The organism is Chitinophagales bacterium, assembly GCA_020635995.1.
GTDB lineage: Bacteria > Bacteroidota > Bacteroidia > Chitinophagales > UBA8649 > JAFMKE01.
Genome location: JACJYS010000002.1, coordinates 188,310 through 206,109, shown reverse-complemented (window position 1 = coordinate 206,109; position 17,800 = coordinate 188,310). Strand labels below are relative to the sequence as shown.

The 17,800-nt window shown below is 33.4% G+C and carries 12 protein-coding genes; 2 read left to right on the top strand and 10 right to left on the bottom strand.

What is annotated here, in order from left to right; genetic code table 11:
- Positions 1 to 291: 291 nt before the first annotated feature.
- The 9 genes from H6578_04985 to H6578_04945 form a co-directional block, all read right to left on the bottom strand.
- A complete protein-coding gene (locus H6578_04985; protein ID MCB9226504.1) occupies positions 292 to 615 on the bottom strand; it encodes a hypothetical protein in 324 nt (107 codons plus the stop codon).
- Between the two features lie 1,212 nt (positions 616 to 1,827).
- Positions 1,828 to 2,712 (bottom strand): ATP synthase F1 subunit gamma, encoded by an 885-nt coding sequence (atpG, locus tag H6578_04980; protein MCB9226503.1) that lies wholly within the window; start codon positions 2,710 to 2,712, stop codon positions 1,828 to 1,830.
- A gap of 30 nt (positions 2,713 to 2,742) precedes the next feature.
- A complete protein-coding gene (locus H6578_04975) occupies positions 2,743 to 4,323 on the bottom strand; it encodes a F0F1 ATP synthase subunit alpha (protein MCB9226502.1) in 1,581 nt (526 codons plus the stop codon).
- A gap of 12 nt (positions 4,324 to 4,335) precedes the next feature.
- Positions 4,336 to 4,896 carry an ATP synthase F1 subunit delta gene (atpH, locus tag H6578_04970; protein MCB9226501.1) on the bottom strand — a complete coding sequence of 187 codons (561 nt, stop codon included), beginning with the start codon at positions 4,894 to 4,896 and terminating at the stop codon, positions 4,336 to 4,338.
- Between the two features lie 7 nt (positions 4,897 to 4,903).
- Positions 4,904 to 5,398, bottom strand: coding sequence for a F0F1 ATP synthase subunit B (atpF, locus tag H6578_04965; protein MCB9226500.1), 495 nt, complete (start codon positions 5,396 to 5,398; stop codon positions 4,904 to 4,906).
- Between the two features lie 87 nt (positions 5,399 to 5,485).
- Positions 5,486 to 5,698: an ATP synthase F0 subunit C gene (gene atpE, locus H6578_04960; protein ID MCB9226499.1), complete on the bottom strand. Its 213-nt coding sequence runs from the start codon at positions 5,696 to 5,698 to the stop codon at positions 5,486 to 5,488.
- Positions 5,699 to 5,744: 46 nt separating this feature from the next.
- Complete coding sequence (atpB, locus tag H6578_04955) at positions 5,745 to 6,911, bottom strand: F0F1 ATP synthase subunit A (GenBank protein MCB9226498.1); 1,167 nt, start codon at positions 6,909 to 6,911, stop codon at positions 5,745 to 5,747.
- A 233-nt stretch (positions 6,912 to 7,144) separates the two neighbouring features.
- On the bottom strand, positions 7,145 to 10,549 hold the full coding sequence (locus H6578_04950; GenBank protein MCB9226497.1) for a T9SS type A sorting domain-containing protein: 3,405 nt from the start codon (positions 10,547 to 10,549) through the stop codon (positions 7,145 to 7,147).
- A gap of 44 nt (positions 10,550 to 10,593) precedes the next feature.
- A complete protein-coding gene (locus H6578_04945; GenBank protein ID MCB9226496.1) occupies positions 10,594 to 12,117 on the bottom strand; it encodes an SUMF1/EgtB/PvdO family nonheme iron enzyme in 1,524 nt (507 codons plus the stop codon).
- A 470-nt stretch (positions 12,118 to 12,587) separates the two neighbouring features.
- Here H6578_04945 and H6578_04940 point away from each other — a divergent pair, with 470 nt between their 5' ends.
- Together H6578_04940 and H6578_04935 are read left to right on the top strand one after the other, a co-directional pair.
- A complete protein-coding gene (locus H6578_04940; protein ID MCB9226495.1) occupies positions 12,588 to 14,903 on the top strand; it encodes an OmpA family protein in 2,316 nt (771 codons plus the stop codon).
- Between the two features lie 505 nt (positions 14,904 to 15,408).
- Positions 15,409 to 16,461, top strand: coding sequence for a M42 family metallopeptidase (locus H6578_04935; GenBank protein ID MCB9226494.1), 1,053 nt, complete (start codon positions 15,409 to 15,411; stop codon positions 16,459 to 16,461).
- A gap of 67 nt (positions 16,462 to 16,528) precedes the next feature.
- On the opposite strand, the gene H6578_04930 is transcribed toward H6578_04935, so the two are convergent.
- The gene (locus tag H6578_04930; protein ID MCB9226493.1) at positions 16,529 to 17,719 is read right to left on the bottom strand and encodes an N-acetyltransferase; all 1,191 of its coding nucleotides are present in this window, start codon (positions 17,717 to 17,719) and stop codon (positions 16,529 to 16,531) included.
- Between the last annotated feature and the right edge of the window lie 81 nt (positions 17,720 to 17,800).

Genomic DNA, 17,800 nt, shown 5'->3' with positions numbered 1-17,800 from the left:
CAAATGTTTCTTTTCCATTTGCTCCTGCATCTAACTCATATTCTTTAATTAGCTTTCCTTTATCGTCAATAATTAATACATTGTATCCTTCATGCCAGTATTTAGTATACCCAGAATTACCTGTTGAAATATATGTTTCATCAAAATTCCTTTTAAAAATAATACAAAGTTTATTTTTAAAATATGATATTGATTGTAGGGAAAATTCATCTTTAATATCAGAATTTAATTCTTCAAAATTATATTCGTAACTATTTAATAAATTAAAGTTATTATCATAGCTATTTACTATTATTTTATAATAGAAAGTTCCCTGTTTTTTCCATTGATTGGTTCTTTTCTACTTGCTTCTTTTATGAGCAGTTGCGTTAATTGGATATTATTATTACCCAGATCTAAATCTAAAAAAGTATTGCTTTGAGTTTCTCCTATTTTTTTAATGTTAGTTTCTCCTTTGTTATTTATTTTACATAAGTAATTCTCATGTTTAGCAGTATCCTTTCCGAAAGGCATATTTGGATTTTTTCTTCGCTTAGTAAGAAAAATAATTTCATTGTCACTATTTACAGAAAAATTATAAGCATTTTTTGCATCCTCAGATATCATTTTACTCAAATCATTATTTTTATAGGAATTTCTTCCACTCCTTTGTCCGACAAATAATATATATGCACATATGGGTGATAGTTATTGTCATTAATTTCTAAGATTGCATATTGATTAGCTGGAGTAATTCCATTACTAAATGAAAGGCTAAATTGTTTAGAACTCCATTTATAAAAAGAGGTAATCATCATTTAATCTATATATTTTACTTTTCTCAGCATCTGGTTTCATTGTTTTAGTGTTAAAAAAAGACAAATATTAATGAATTGCTTTTTTTGATAATTCAGTATACATAAAAATAATATAGTTATCAATAGTTGTGAATTGCACTTCGTTTTCAGGTAGTTGAGGATATTTGATTTTAGAAAAAATTTTCATCAGAAACAGAAACATTATTATCGCTACCTGATTTAATAATCATACCTTTTTTTCCAATTATAAAAATAAAATCCATCATTATTGGAGCCAAGGGGCTCTAAATTGTCTGAAGTATATTCATTGATAGAAATGGGAAATTCAATGTTTTGACAATAAGAATGGGTAGATATTAAAACTAACAAAATTAGAAGCAATTCTTTCATTGTACTATTTTTTTATTTTACAAATATAGAAATTATTTAGAACTAAAATACTCTTGCCACCACTTGAAGTGTTCCAATCGGGACTAATTACACGTAACAATGAAGGTGGAAAGCGTATTTTCATCTTCATCTATAAGAATAGTTAGTCCATTAGCTAACTTAAATTCCTTTACATTTTCCATAGGTTTGCAAAGGTAGCTTATTAATGGTTAATTGTTGTAATTTGCCAAGTTAGAGACTATTTTGGGTTAATTTATCACTTTAATTAACTTCATTAAGGTAATATTTTAATATTCCATATATCGGCTTGTGTGGAAGTTGTATAAATGTACTAAATATATTTTACTCTAACTCATTTACCATTTTCTACAAAAAAACATTAAAATAGATTAAAGCATTTGTGTTGACAATGAGGCGCTGAGTTAATAATATTTATTAATAATTAACAAATTTTTCTGAAAAGAATTTATAAAAAAGTATAATAAGTTGGCTTTTCTTTAATCTCTTAAAACAGCTTTTATTTTTTCTATAGCTTTAATTATAGAGTCTAAATAACAAAAAAAACTCCAAATACTAAAGCATTCGGAGTTTTCAATATCACCATTAATAATTAACTACTAAGAATTAATCATTAAATAAATTATCCATTTTCTAATGCTGCGGCACCACCTACTATTTCTAATATCTCGGTAGTAATGGCCGCCTGACGTTCTCTGTTGTACAATAATTTTAAATCGTTAAGCAAGGTGTTGGCATTTTCTGTAGCTTGGTCCATTGCCACCATACGTGCTCCATGTTCTGAGGCATTGTTGTCTAACAAAAATCTGTAAAACTGTGTTTTTAAAATTTTAGGTACTAATTCTTTAACTAAATCTGCTTTATCCGGCTCAAATTCAAAGTCAACATTCATATCGCCTTCTTTTGCTTCAAATTTAGCAATAGGTAAAAACTGCTCTACATTGTACTCTTGCGTTGCAGCATTTATAAATTTAGCATACACTACGTGTACTTTGTCGTAAGTGCCATCTAAGTATGAGTTCATAGCGTATTCTGCCGCTTTAGAGGCGTGCTCAAAATTCAAATCGGTAAATAAATTTCTGTAAGTTGTTTCAAGTTTTACCCCCTCAAAACTCTTAAAGAAGTCATATCCTTTTTTGCCCACTGTAGCTATGGTAATATTGCCACCTTTTAAGTTGGCATATTCTTCATTTATTAAAGCCTTAGTTCTTTTGTTAAGGTTGGCATTAAAACCTCCACACAAACCTTTATCGGAAGTAGCTAAAACTATCAATACATTTTTTACTTCTCTTTCTTTACCAAAATCTAAATCTAATGAGTCAACATCTACGTTAGATAAAATATTTTCAAGAATACTAAATAATTTATCAGAATAAGGACGCATGGCAGTAATGTTATCCGTAGCTTTTTTCAATTTTGAAGCGGCTACTAATTTCATTGCTTTTGTTATCTGCTGGGTAGTTATTACCGAGCTTATACGTTCTCTTACTTCTTTTAAATTTGCCATTTTATCAGCGTTTAATTTTTGATGTACTTATTACTTTTTGTAGTTTAGTGCTACTTCTGTAGCCAACTGTGATAGCGTGTTTTGAGCTTCGTCTGTTAAAGCTTTTCCACCTAAAGTTTTTAATACATCACCAAATCTGTTTTCTAATTGGCCTAAAAATTCTTTTTCAAACTCTTGAACTTTATTTACAGGTACATCTCTCATTAGGTTTTTAGTGCCTAAAAATACCATTGCCACTTGTTTTTCTACAGATAATGGAGAAAACTGTGCTTGTTTAAGCATTTCCACGTTTCTTGCTCCTTTATCTAATACTGCTTTTGTGGCGGCATCTAAATCTGAACCAAATTTAGAGAAAGCTTCAAGCTCTCTGTATTGTGCTTGGTCTAATTTAAGTGTACCAGATACTTTTTTCATGGTTTTAACCTGAGCCGAACCACCCACACGCGATACCGAAATACCTACGTTAATAGCCGGACGCACACCTGCGTTAAACAAGTTAGATTCTAAAAATATCTGTCCGTCTGTAATGGAAATTACGTTAGTTGGGATATAAGCAGAAACGTCTCCACCTTGTGTTTCTATAATAGGTAGTGCTGTTAAAGAACCGCCACCTTTTATTTTTCCTTTTAATGAATCGGGAATATCGTTCATGTTTTGAGCAATATTATCATTTGCATTTACTTTAGCTGCACGCTCTAATAAACGAGAGTGTAAGTAGAATACATCACCTGGGTAAGCCTCACGTCCCGGAGGTCTTCTTAATAATAAAGATACTTCACGGTAAGCTACCGCTTGTTTAGATAAATCATCATAAACAATTAATGCAGGACGACCTGTATCTCTAAAATATTCTCCAATAGCAGCACCTGCAAATGGTGAGTAGAAAATTAATGGAGCAGGGTCGGCAGCAGAAGCAGAAACAATAGTTGTATAATCCATTGCTCCGTTTTCTTTTAATACTTTAGCTATTTGAGCCACTGTACTACCTTTTTGACCACAAGCTACGTATATACAATATACAGGCTCGCCTTTATCGTAAAATTCTTTTTGGTTAATAATAGTATCAATAGCCACAGCAGTTTTTCCTGTTTGTCTATCACCAATTATCAACTCTCTTTGTCCTCTACCTATTGGAATCATAGCATCAATAGATTTGATACCTGTTTGCAACGGCTCGTTTACCGGCTGACGATAAATAACACCCGGAGCTTTTCTTTCTAATGGCATTTCGTAAAGTTCGCCTTCTATAGGACCATCTCCGTCTATTGGTTCGCCTAAAGTATTCACTACTCTACCTACTAAGCCTTCGCCTACTTTTATAGAAGCAATTACTTTAGTACGTCTTACGGTATCACCTTCTTTAATTTCTTCAGATGAACCCATTAGTACCACCCCCACGTTATCTTCTTCTAAGTTAAGTGCTATAGCTTTTACGCCATTTTCAAATTCAACTAACTCACCTTGTTGTACGTTAGTTAAACCATAAACACGGGCTATACCATCACCCACTTGAAGCACTGTACCTACTTCTTCTAATTCGCTGGCTGTTTTTACGTTTGCCAACTGTTCTCTTAATATACTTGATATTTCATCCGGTTTTACTGCTGCCATGATGTTCTTTTATTATAAGTTTGAAATAAATGTTTTGTCTTGAATATTTTGTTTGATAAGATGTAATTTTCTGGCTACGCTGTTGTCTAACTTTTTATCGTCATACTGCAATATAAAACCGCCTACTATTGAAGGGTTTATTTTAGTAGCTAATCTTACTTCTTTTATATTTTTATCTTCTAATATTAATGCTTTTATTTTTTCTACCGTTTTAGTATCTACTGCCACCGCTGTAGTTAAAGTAGCGTGCACTATTTGATGATTTGTATTGTACTGATGGATATAAGCATCTACTATTTCTGCTAAATTTTCCTCTCTACCTTTGTTTATAAGCAGTTGTACAAATTTTGAAGATGTTTCGCTTAATTTACCTTTAAAAATTTGACTAACTACACCGTTTTTCTTGTCAGCATTAATTATAGGGCTTTTTAAAAGCATTTGTAAATCTCTACTGTTAGCAATAGTTTCTTTTAATAACTGCATATCTTTTACTACTTCACTTTCTTTGCCAAGGCTAACAGAAAGATCCATTAAAGATTTTGCGTATCGGGAAGCTAATTTTGGTGAAAGCATAATCCTACTATTTTAAAGTTGCACTTTCTGCAAGTTCGTTAATATATTCTTGATGTTTGCCACCTTCGTTTAAGTCTTTAGTAATAACTTTTTGAGCTATTTCTACTGCCAATGCTGCTGCTGCGTCTTTCATTTCGCTCATAACAGCTTGCTTTTGTATAGCCACTTCTTCACGCACATCTTCCATCATTTTAGCGGCATCTTCTTGAGCTTTAGATTTAGCATCTGCTATTATTTGCTCTTTTACTTTATTAGCTTCTCTTAAAATGTTATTACGTTCTTCTTTAGCTTGTTTTAAAACTTCTTCGTTTTTAGCGGTAAGCTGAGCCATTTCTTCTCTTGCTTTTTTAGCTTCAGAAAGTGCTTCGTCTATTGATTTATTTCTATCATCTACAGCTTCTACTATAGGTTTCCAAGCAAATTTCTTAAGAAGAAATAATAATATTAAGAATGATAAGGTTGTCCAAAATACTAAGCCAATATCGGGAGTTAATAATTCCATTTTATATTAATTACTGTTTTTTAATTTCTTAAAGAAACTTCTCTGCTCGCAATCCGATACAGAGAAGTTTCAAATTTAATTTAGGTATTAAACTAATAATGCAGCTGCTACCACACCAAATAATGCCACACCCTCAATAAGAGCAGCAGCAATAATCATGGCAGTTTGTATTTTATTAGTAGCTTCCGGTTGTCTTGCAATACCTTCTACTGCAGACGCACCGATTTTACCAATACCAATACCAGCACCAATTACTGTTAATCCAACACCTATGGCTTTCATCGCCATCATTCCTTCCATTTCCATTTTTTAATTGTTTTTTATAGTGAAAAAATAAGAATTCATTTTAATGATGCTCCTCCAAAGCTATACCTATAAATAGAGCACTTAATAATGTAAAAATATACGCTTGTAATGCCGCTACTAATAGTTCTAACACAGACATGAATAACACGAATGCTATAGAAATAGGAGCTACAAAAAAGCTTTTAAATATAAATATCAAAGATATTAAACTCAATATTAAAATGTGCCCTGCACTTATGTTTGCAAACAAACGTATCATTAATGCAAAAGGCTTAGTTAACACACCAATTAACTCAATGGGAATCATTAATATTTTTAATGGTCCCGGCACTGGTGGATTAAAAATGTGTCCCCAGTAGTATTTGTTTCCATTTATATTGGTAATTACTAAAGTAAATAATGCCAACACAAATGTAAGAGCAATATTTCCTGTTAAATTAGCACTACCCGGAAAAAACGGTACTAAACCAAATAAGTTGTTTATCCAAATAAAGAAAAACACTGTTAGTAAATAAGGTAAAAATTTAGCGTATTTTTTCTCTCCAATGTTAGGAATAGCTATATCTTCTTTTACAAACAATACTATTGGCTCTAAAACTGCATAAAATCCTCTTGGTACTTTATTTCCTTTTTTATAGTGGTTTGCCATAGTTATAAAAATCAATAACAATACTATTATTGATAAAAACATAGCAAATACGTTCTTTGTTATAGAGAAATCATAAAAGCTTGATGAGTGTAATAAAGTGTGCTTTCCTTCTGTTTCATAGTGATGCCCATCAAACATTACTTCTCCGTGGTGAACTTCTACGTGTTGCTCTCCCGCAGGAAAATCACCTTTAATTTTTTTAATAACACCATGGTCCATTACATAACCGTCAACAGCTAAATGTCCGTGGTCAAATGCGGAAGAAACAAACATTTTTAAACCATTGCCTTTTTCCCAAAGTATAATAGGAAGCGGAAAGGAGATATTTCCAAAAATATGAAATTCATTAGCATCTGCTATGTGGTGCATAATTACCTCTCCCGGGTTAAACTCTGCTTCAAGATGTTTAATTTCACCTTCCACTTCATGTACTTCGTGTTCTACATTTTCTATAGCACTATCGTGCTCTTCATGTGTAGTAGATTCTTGTGCTTTTATAGGAGCAAAACAAAACACTAAAAGGGCTACACTCAGACTTAAATATTGGATAAATTTCATCAAGTTTTATACTCGTTTGTTAATTCGGTGCAAAGGTACGTATCTTTTGCTACAAAAGAAAAATAATTGATTTTTCTTTTTTGAATAACTTATCTTTTTTTAAACACCACTTGAAATATAGGTATAAAATAAATGAGCTAAGTTATTTACTTAGCTCATTCAAATTACAAAAATACAAATTACGAAATAATGTTGACTAATTTCTCTTTATAGGTTTATCAATTGGTGTAATATTATTTAGCCAATAATTTTTCTATAACAAATTCATCACTTCCTTCAAAATATACTTTAACATAGTAAATACCTTTAGATATACTTTCAGAATGAACTATAGTTTGATATTTATGTACATCTGACTGATAAACTATTGCACCCAATACGTCCATTACTTCTACAGACTTAATTTCTATATCGCTTTTTATATAGAAAAATTCTTTAAAAGGATTAGGATAAATGCTTACATTAGCATTTTCAATAGAGCTAATTCCATTGCATATTTCAATAGTAATTTCAATAGTGTCTGTATTTGAACAGTTATATTGATTACTTACTGTAACATAAAACTCATGAACCCCTACGGTTAAATCATCACTAACAACTGTAATAGTTTGGGTCGTATCATTAGTGTTCCATAAGTATGAAACATGTCCGGTATCGGCATCTAAAATAAGTTGCTCGTTATGACAAAGCGTAGTATCTTCTCCTAAATTTATTATAGGTAAAGCGTGTACTTCTACTTCCTGTATAATTATACTATCGCAGCCCAAAGCAGTAGTAGCAAGTGTATCGTAATACGTGCCTGCTGTAGTTTGATAAGTGCCAAATATCAGTACACTGTCGCCTTGACAAATAGAGGTATTTACCAATGTAGTATATTGTACAGCCTGTACACTAAGCGTAGTAAAAACAATACTATCACAACCTGCTGAAGTTTGTAAGGTGTCGTAATATGTTCCTGCTACGGTTTGATAAGCTCCACCTAAGAAAATACTATCTCCTGTACAAATGGCAATACTATTATTAGTTAAAACATTTGGATTTACATATAATTCTTGCACCAAAATACTATCACACGTAGTAAGTGTAGAAAATAAGGTGTCATAATAAGTGCCAGCCACAGTTTCATAATTACCAAATATTAAAGCACTATCTCCATCACATATATGTTCATCAGTTAAGTTGATAAATACAGGTTGCGTTACAGTTACATTAATGCTATCTGTAGCAGAACATAAGCCAATAGTAGCTGTTACAAAGTAAGTTCCTGTAGTATCAACTACAAATGTCTGATTTTGGTTTGCTGGTACTGGGTCGTTCATCCATAAATAAGATGTTGCTCCTGCTCCTGCATCTAATGTCAAACTATTGCCCGAGCAAAAAGTAGTATCATTTCCTATGTTAACAACAGGGGTCGGATTGATATTTAATGTTTGAGCTACAATACTATCGCAGCCATTTACGGTTTGAGTAGAATCATAGTAAGTGCCTGCAACTGTTTCATAGTTTCCAAAAATCAAAGCACTATCGCCAGCACAAATTGAAATAGGAGTTAAGGTATAATTGTAAGTAGGATTTACTACCAATTCTTGCACCAAAATACTATCGCACGTAGTAAGTGTAGAAACTAAGGTATCATAATAAGTGCCAGCAACAGTTTCATAATTACCAAATATTAAAGCACTATCTCCATCGCATATATGTTCATCAGTTAAGTTGGTAAACACAGGCTGCGTTACAGTTACATTAATGCTATCTGTAGCAGAACACAATCCAATAGTAGCTGTTACAAAGTAAGTTCCTGTAGTATCAACTACAAATGTCTGATTTTGGTTTGCTGGTACTGGGTCATTCATCCATAAATAAGATGTTGCTCCTGCTCCTGCATCTAATGTCAAACTATTACCCGAGCAAAAAGTAGTATCATTTCCTAAGTTAACAACAGGTGCCGGATTGATACTTAATGTTTGAGCTACTATACTATCACAGCCATTTACGGTTTGAGTAGAATTGTAGTAAGTGCCTGCAACTGTTTCATAGTTTCCAAAAATCAAAGCACTATCGCCAGCACAAATTGAAATAGGAGTTAAAGCGTAATTGTAAGTAGGATTTACTATTAATTGCTGTACCAAAATACTATCGCAACCTAAGTATGTGCTTAAAGTATCGTAATACGTTCCGGCTACGGTTTCATAAGTTCCAAATATTAATGCACTGTCTCCATTACAAACTATACTATCCGCAAGGTTGGTAGTTTGGTTAGGGTTTACCATTACATTTATAGTATCTGTTGCAGAGCATGAGCCTGTTGTAACTTCAACATAATAAGTTCCTGTAGTATCAACTACAAATGTCTGATTTTGGTTTGCTGGTACTGGGTCATTCATCCATAAATAAGATGTTGCTCCTGCTCCTGCATCTAATGTCAAACTTTGTCCTTGGCAAATGGCAGTATCATTGCCTAAGTTTACAGAAGTATTGCTTAATACACCTAATGTCTGAGCAACAATACTATCGCAACCATTTACAGTCTGAGTAGAATCGTAATAAGTACCTGCTACGGTTTGGTAGCTGCCAAAAATTAAAGCACTATCTCCATCACAAATAGTAACTGTACCTAAGTTTTGATTGTAGGTTGGGTTTACAATTAATTGTTGCACTAATATACTATCGCAACCTGTACTTGCAGGAATAGTATCTCTATATGTTCCTGCTGTAGTTTGGTATGTTCCAAAAATTAAAGCACTATCTCCATTACAAATAATAGAGTCCGTTAAGTTAGTTGTTACAACTGGGTTAACTGTAACCTCAATAGAATCTGTATCGCTACAAGTACCAAAACTTGCAGTTACAAAATATATTCCTGTAGTGTTTACAGTTAATATTTGGTTTTGATATGTAGGAATAGCAGTGTTTTGCCAAATATAAGTTGCTCCTGTATTGCCTGCATCTAACACTAAATTATTACCGTTACAAAAAGTAGTGTCGTTGCCTAAATCAACCATCGGAACAGGGTTTACAGTAATGGTTATTGAATCTATCCCTGTACAGCCTCCTGTATCAGTTACAAAAACATAATATAATCCGGTAGTATCTGCTACAAATGTTTGAGCAGTAGAGCTATCTTGCCAAAGGTATGTTGCTCCTCCAGGAAATGCTCCTGCATCTAAAGTAAGTGTTTGTCCATCACAAAAAGCAGTGTCATTGCCTAAGTTAATAGCTAAGAAACAGCCTAATGGTTCATTAGCACAGCCGTTTAGCTGTCCATCTCCTCCATTACCTCCACTAAAAGTAATGGTTTGCGGAATGGTTTGCATATAGCAGTCTTTGGCGTGTCCGTCATTGCTACCACCACTAAATGCAACAGTTTGTGGAATGGTTTGCATGTAACAATCTTTAGCATGCCCATCATTACTACCTCCACTGAATGCAACAGTTTGTGGAATGCTTTGCATATAGCAATCTTTAGCATACCCATCATTATCTCCACCACCAAAATCTACCGTAGTTGGAATAGTTTGTTGATAACAGCCTTTATCATGCCCGTCTGCATTTCCACCATTAAATATGGCATTGTTTTGTGCCACAATTACGGAAGTGCTTATCATCAACACTATTAGATATGTTATTCGTTTTATCATTGGTTTAAGAGTTTAAAAGTTATAAAAGCTATTGAACTCTTAAATTAATCTGCTGTTCTTACTCCTCTACCAGCTACTCCATTAAGTCTAGCCGAACTATTACTATAGTAATGTGCATTTCTTCTAGAAGAAGTTCTTAGATTAGTAACCGATGCAAGATAGCCTCCTCCTCTTATTCCTATTCCCCAAATACCTGTTGGCCAAGAAACTGCATCGTAAGAACCCGCAGCGTTAATTTCGCCATCTCCATTATCACCGGTATAAGTTCTTCCTTCACTTCTACCCACGGCAATAGCAAATTCCCATTGATTTCCGCTCATTTCCATAATTCCATAATACGTTGCACCGGCTTCTACTCTGTTAGGGGTTGCTAAGCTAGCTGCAAAAGCTCCTACTCTGTATGGTCGTGAATTATTGGTAGAATTATAAGCCGCATTACCTATAGCTGAAGATGCATCAACTGTTTCGTTGGGTAAGCCTGGGTTAGTTACTACATACGCAGGACTACCTTTAATAGATACATCTCCCCAAGCAAACTCGTCCTGAGTTGGTAAAAAACCTATACCTCTAGAGCCACGAGATGCTTTTTCGTATTCTAATTCTGTCATTGGGCGTAAACCACTCCAATCTAAATAAGTTAAAAAATCATCATAATTAATATAGTTTAAAGATCTATCTGGGGCATCAGCCGTAAAACTTGGGTGGGTTCCTGTAATAGATTGGTTATTGGTGTTATACCCCCCCATATATCTCGCTGTTGCTTGAGATAAGTTTAATTTATTTAAAAAATCAGCATACTGACCTTGGGTTATTTCATATTTCATACAATAAAAAGCATTAAATCCTTTTGGAAAAGTAGCAGGTAAAGTTTTTGAGATTCCATCACTAAAATCTTCATAAGTAGGATTTGGCATACCTGCTTTATTATTATTACCTAAAGATCCTACACCACCTCCTCCAAGTGTAATTTGGTTTTCTGATGTTACATAAAAAGGATTCCCGGAAACTCCATCTTCAAACTGTCCTTCTAATGAAGTAACCGAACCATCTCCTGCATAAAAAGCACCTTGTGGTACATATACCATTTCTATGGCAAAAACACAAATTTCAACGCTATCTTCGTCATTTAATCCGTCAACACCATAGTTCCAACGTAATTGAGCTCCTGTATAATTCACATTACCTATGCCATCGGCACTTTTATAAATAAAAGCTCCTTTTCCATCAGCAGTAGCATTAATAGTTGCTCCTGTTGGTTCAGTGTTTCCATCATTAGCGGCAGTACCATCTACATAGTTAAGTGTAGCATGATACCAAGTGTTCATTGGAGGGATACGATATTTAATAAATACGTACGCTGCATCCCAGTTGGTTTCGTGGGTAGATGTACGCCAAGAGTTATCCCAACTAATGTCAAATTTTACATGCGTAAAATCTCCTGCTGTATTTTGATTAGTAATTGATGAGTTTGAAACAGCAATATTGTTTGCAGAAATAGTATTTAATCCTAAGTATGAGATTAAAACAATTGCAAATATTCTAATTGTGTAAAAATGAGTAGTTCCCATGATTGATTTTTTTGAGGTTTTAAAATTTATTTAGCAAAGGTTGAAAAAGAAAACATGGTGGTCAATAAGGCAATTGTCGTATATGTATAATTTTTGCCATAAAATTTAACAAATTCTTTTTGTATATCTAAAAACCTGAGTTCGATTATTCCAGCAAAGTCAAAATTTAGAAAAGTAATTAATTACAAGGCAGATTTTATAAGGGATAGCTACGCTATCGTGTTAAAATCTAACGCAGGAAGTGATTGCTTTTCTAAACATCAATAAACACTTCTCGCGTTAAAACAGTCATCTACTTCGTTATTTTTCTTTGAAATACCCCGATATTTCTTCAGAAAAAACCTTGTATCTAACTATTTTAAAGCGTTTTGACAAAGCTCGAATAATCGAACTCAGGTTTAAATATAAATTTGGCACATTTATTGTTAAGAGAATTTAACATATTGAACGAAACAAAAATTTTTAATCCTATGAGAAATAGATACCTACTATTACTTGTGTTTTTCTTGTTATCTATAGCAATAACAAAAGCACAAAACAACATGGGACACCACACAGACAATTGGAATGGTGTTCATTCATTAAGCTTTAACCCCGCAGAAGCGGTTGATAGCCGTTTTGTTTTCCACATGAACGTAGTTTCTTTTGGAACAACAATGAGCAACAATTATTTAGGTATTAAAAGAACAGCTCTATTTAAAGATAGAGATATTGCTTTTGATGATCCTGATTTTTCCGACAACTACTTAGTAGAAAGATTAAACGGTAGAAAAAAGAATGTTTACCAAAACTTAGAAGTAAGTGCTTTACCTTCTTTTATAGCTAACTTTGGAAAAGACAGAAAATTCATGATTGGTTTTAACTACCGTGTTAGAACAAACGTAAATGCAAATGGCGTTGATGAAGATTTAGCAAGAATGTCTTTTAAAGAAATAAAATTAGCAGACCTATATAATGTAGGCATTCAAAATAAGAATTTTTCTATTCAAGCTAATGCATGGGCAGAATATGGGTTATCATTTGGTATGCCGGTGTTAAATACTGGGAAGCATTTTGTAACTGCTGCAGGTACTTTTAAAGTTAACCAAGGTTTGGCGGACGTTTATTTTTATTCTAAAAATTTAGATGTTACTTTCCCTAACGATTCTATGGTTAGTGTTAATAATTCTGACTTAAAATTTGGATATTCAAGTATAGTAGGCGATGAATTTGGAGATATAAGTGCTAATTCAATTTTTGCTAACTCAGGCTTTGGAGTTGGTTTTGACTTAGGTGCTGTTTGGGAATTTAGACCAAATATTGACGATTATAAATATGAATTAGACGGCAATCCGGATTATTTAGACCCACGCAAAGAAAAATATAAATTAAAAGTTGGCTTAGGTTTAATGGATATGGGATTCACAAAATACAAACGTTCTAATGGAGTGTATGGCGAATACTATGCCGATAGACAAAATATAGATATTGAAGACCATTTTGGAGCAGCTTTTGACGATTTTGAAAATACCGGATTAAACAATTTTCAAGATACTTTAACTTCATTGTTTGTAGAAACACAAGCAAGTAAAGACAAATATTCTGTACCTACTCCAATGAAAATTAATGCTTATGTAGATTATAATATATGGAAAGGTTTTTATGCTAATTTCACTGCCAGCATAGCTCCTATGTTTAAAAACAATCCTAACAAAACAAATGGTATTTCTGAATTTAGCATTACACCAAGATTTGAGCACAAATGGTTTGCTTTTTACTTGCCGGTATCTGCTAATACTCACGGCAATGTTCATTTAGGAACAGGAATGCGTGTAGGTCCGTTAGCTTTTGGTACTAACGATATATTGCCATTAGTAGGTAAAAAGAAAATTTATGATGCTAACGTTTATATGAGTTTAAGTATTCCTATTACCAAAAAGATTAAGGATAAAGACAAAGACCATGTAAGCAATAAAAAAGACAACTGTAAAAAAGACCCAGGACCGTGGGCTACACAAGGTTGTCCGGATAAAGATAATGACGGTATAACTGACGATATAGATAAATGTCCGGACGTGGCAGGCGTAGAGAAATTTAAAGGTTGCCCGGATACTGACGGAGACGGCATACAAGACAGCCAAGATGAATGTCCTGAAGTGGCAGGAATAGAAGAATTTAAAGGTTGCCCAGACACAGACGGAGACGGCATAAAAGACAGCGAAGATAAATGTCCTCAAGTAGCCGGATTAAAAGAATACAATGGTTGCCCAGATACAGATGGCGATGGATTAATAGATAGCGAAGATGATTGTCCACAAGTGGCAGGACCAAAAGAAAATAACGGTTGTCCATTTGCTGATGATGACAAAGATGGTGTTATCAACAAAGAAGATAAATGCCCTAACACTCCTGGACCAAAAGAAAATAACGGTTGTCCAATAATTGAGAAAGAAGTGGAAGAAGCTCTTGATTTAGCGTTCAAAAACTTAGAGTTTGAAACAGGAAAATCTATCATCAAAAAATCTTCTTATTCTTCTTTAGATAACTTAACACAAATATTGAAAGACCACCCAGACTACAGATTATTAGTAGAAGGACATACAGATAGTGTAGGTTCTGCTGAAAGCAATATGACTTTATCGCAAGCAAGAGCAAATGCTGTAAAAGACTTCTTAATGAAGAAAGGTGTTTCTGGAGATAAAATTATAACTAAAGGATTCGGAGAAACTAAACCGGTAGCCTCAAATGACACAGCCGCTGGTCGTCAAGAAAACCGTAGGGTAGAAATGACGATAGTGTTTGAGTAAGCATATTATATGCTAACTAACTAAGGAAAATCCCGAGCAGAAATGTTCGGGATTTTCTGTTTTAAGCTCCTAAATTCTTCTCGGGAGACTTTCCGTACAATTTGTTAGTAGTATTTTTTCTCGCAAAGACACAATTGTTAATGGTTACAAGGGTTTCACCTTCATAGGATCTTAAAAACGTGCTTAGTATTATACGTCTTTGCCAACGGAGTAAAGTCTACCTTTGCCTGCACGTCTTGCTGACGGTAGGAAGCATCTCACTTTATAGACGGATAGATTTTTAGATACAACATAATGGTAATTATACCGATTAGTAATATATAATAGTCCAATTTCAGCTTCGCCTTATTGTACTAAATATATTACTCTATCGGCATTTACCATTGTAAAATACAAAATAGATTAGACTATTTTGTATTAACAATTGGTATTAGTATTAACCCTTACTATAATTTCATTATAAAAACTTACCTTTGAGCCCTCAAAAAATTAAACACAACACAATATGATAGACGTAAAACTTTTAGCAACAATATCTGAAACAGCTGGAGCTCCCGGCTTTGAAAATAGAATAAGAAACTTTATAAAAGAGCAAGTTGCCCCTTATGTAGATGAAGTAAGCATAGATGCCATGGGCAATTTAATAGCACTAAAAAAAGGAAAAGACAGCTCAAAAAGAACAATGGTAGCCGCCCACCTTGACGAAATAGGCTTTATAGTAACAGATATAGATAAAAGTGGCTTTGTGCGTTTTCATACTTTGGGAGGCTTTGACCCTAAAACCTTAACCGCTCAAAGAGTTATTTTGCATGGCAAAAAAGATTTAGTGGGTGTAATGGGAAGCAAGCCCATTCACGTTATGAGTCCGGAAGATAGAAATAAGCCACCTAAAATTTCCGACTTTTTTATTGATTTAGGATTACCTAAAGAAGAAGTAGAAAAGTATATAGAAGTAGGTACGCCTATTACTCGCCAAAGAGAATTAATAGAAATGGGCGATTGTGTAAACGGGAAAAGTTTAGATAACCGAATTTCAGTTTTTATTTTGTTAGAAGCATTAAAAGAGCTTAAAAACACAGAAGTTCCTTATGATGTTTATGGCGTTTTTACAGTGCAAGAAGAAATAGGCATAAGAGGTGCTATGGTGGCAGGACATCATATAGAGCCACACTTTAGCTTTGGTTTAGATACTACTATTGCTTTTGATTTGCCGGGGTCTTCTCCGCATGAGCAAATAACAAAAATGGGCAGTGGTACAGCCATTAAAATATTAGATGGTAGCACTGTGTGCGATACCCGAATGGTACGCTATATGAAAGAAACTGCCGATAAAAACAAAATAGAATGGCAACCAGAAATATTAACCGCTGGAGGCACCGATACCGCAGGAATGCAACGTATGGCTAAATATGGCACTATTGCCGGAGCTATCTCTATACCTACACGCCACATACACCAAGTTATAGAAATGTGTAGCAAAAAAGATGTGCGTTTATCTATTGATTTACTTAAAGCCTGCTTAAGCGAGTTAGATAGTTTTAACTGGGAACATTTGTAGGAAAATCTATAGATATTAGCTATCCCATAATTTAAGAAAGTGTAATTTCTTTCTTCACTTAGAAAAATTAACTTGCTAAGCTATTTTTCTCTACCGTTTTAAAAGGGTTTCTTTGTGTAAAAGGTTCGGGTTTTAAATAAGTAGTAAGAGGCTTTATGGCTATGTTGGGTATAGCACTATTGTGCTTTATAAACGAATATGATTTAAAAGGCAAAGCTCCTATTGTTGTTTTAATTTCTGTGGCTGTTCTACCAAAATGTACCATGCCTGTTTTCTGCTTTATACCTTCTTCTATACAATGGTACAGCATACGCTGATATAAACTATATGTTTTGTTATACTCATAATTTATGCCTACAAAATTTACATTAATACAATGCGTATTTATAAAATAACACACAAAACCTATTAGTTCATTTTCTTTAAAAAAACCATGCACTTGAAAAATATTGGGCAGGGCGTTTTTCATTTTACTAAAATAATTTTTAGGCACTTCTGCCAGCTTAAAATCTGCTTGATTTACTACATTACTATATAGTTTATAAATAAGATTTTCATATTGCAGAATATCTTCAGTATTTAAGTTTTTAATGGTAATATTTTCGCTTTTCTCTAAAACTTTATTGGTTCGTACCCTGTATTTAGAAGTTAGGTTTTGTAAATAATCGTCAAAAGTGTTCCAGCCTGGTTGAACGTAAAATTTTAAATCGGGTTCTACCTCAAATTTTCTAAATTTTTGCTCTACCAAATAATTACTGCCTGCTAAATGGAGATTATCTATATCGCTAATTAAAACAGCATCTACATTTTCTAATTTTGTATATTGCTCTATAGCTTCGTTTATCAACTTCCACTTTATAGATGGAGCTATGTTTTTATACCAAGCTTGTCCGTTATCGCCTGTTATAAATACATTGCCAAGCACCGCCAAATTCCAGTTTATTCTGTCTAAAGCTATATCTACTATAGCTTCTACAGTTTTGTTTAAAAAGCATCTGCTCTCTTGAGGTATGTATGTAGCCAATTCTTTGCCTTTAAAAGGCATACACTGAAAGTACAACTGTCCCACTACTTCATTTTGCTCTTTTATTATTACAATTTGGTGGCGTATATTTTCTATAATATTTTGAAAAGTATATATAAAATCAACATTATCGTATAAATTGTAAGAAGATGGGAGTTGAATATCTTTTAATTCTCCATTTTTAGGAAAAATAAATTGATAAGTTTTATCCTGTATAGTGGATTTACATTTCATGTCTTTACTACAATTTACGAGTACGTAACACTGCAAACGGCAAAACTGTTCCATAAAGATTAACCGAACTCAGGTTGTAGA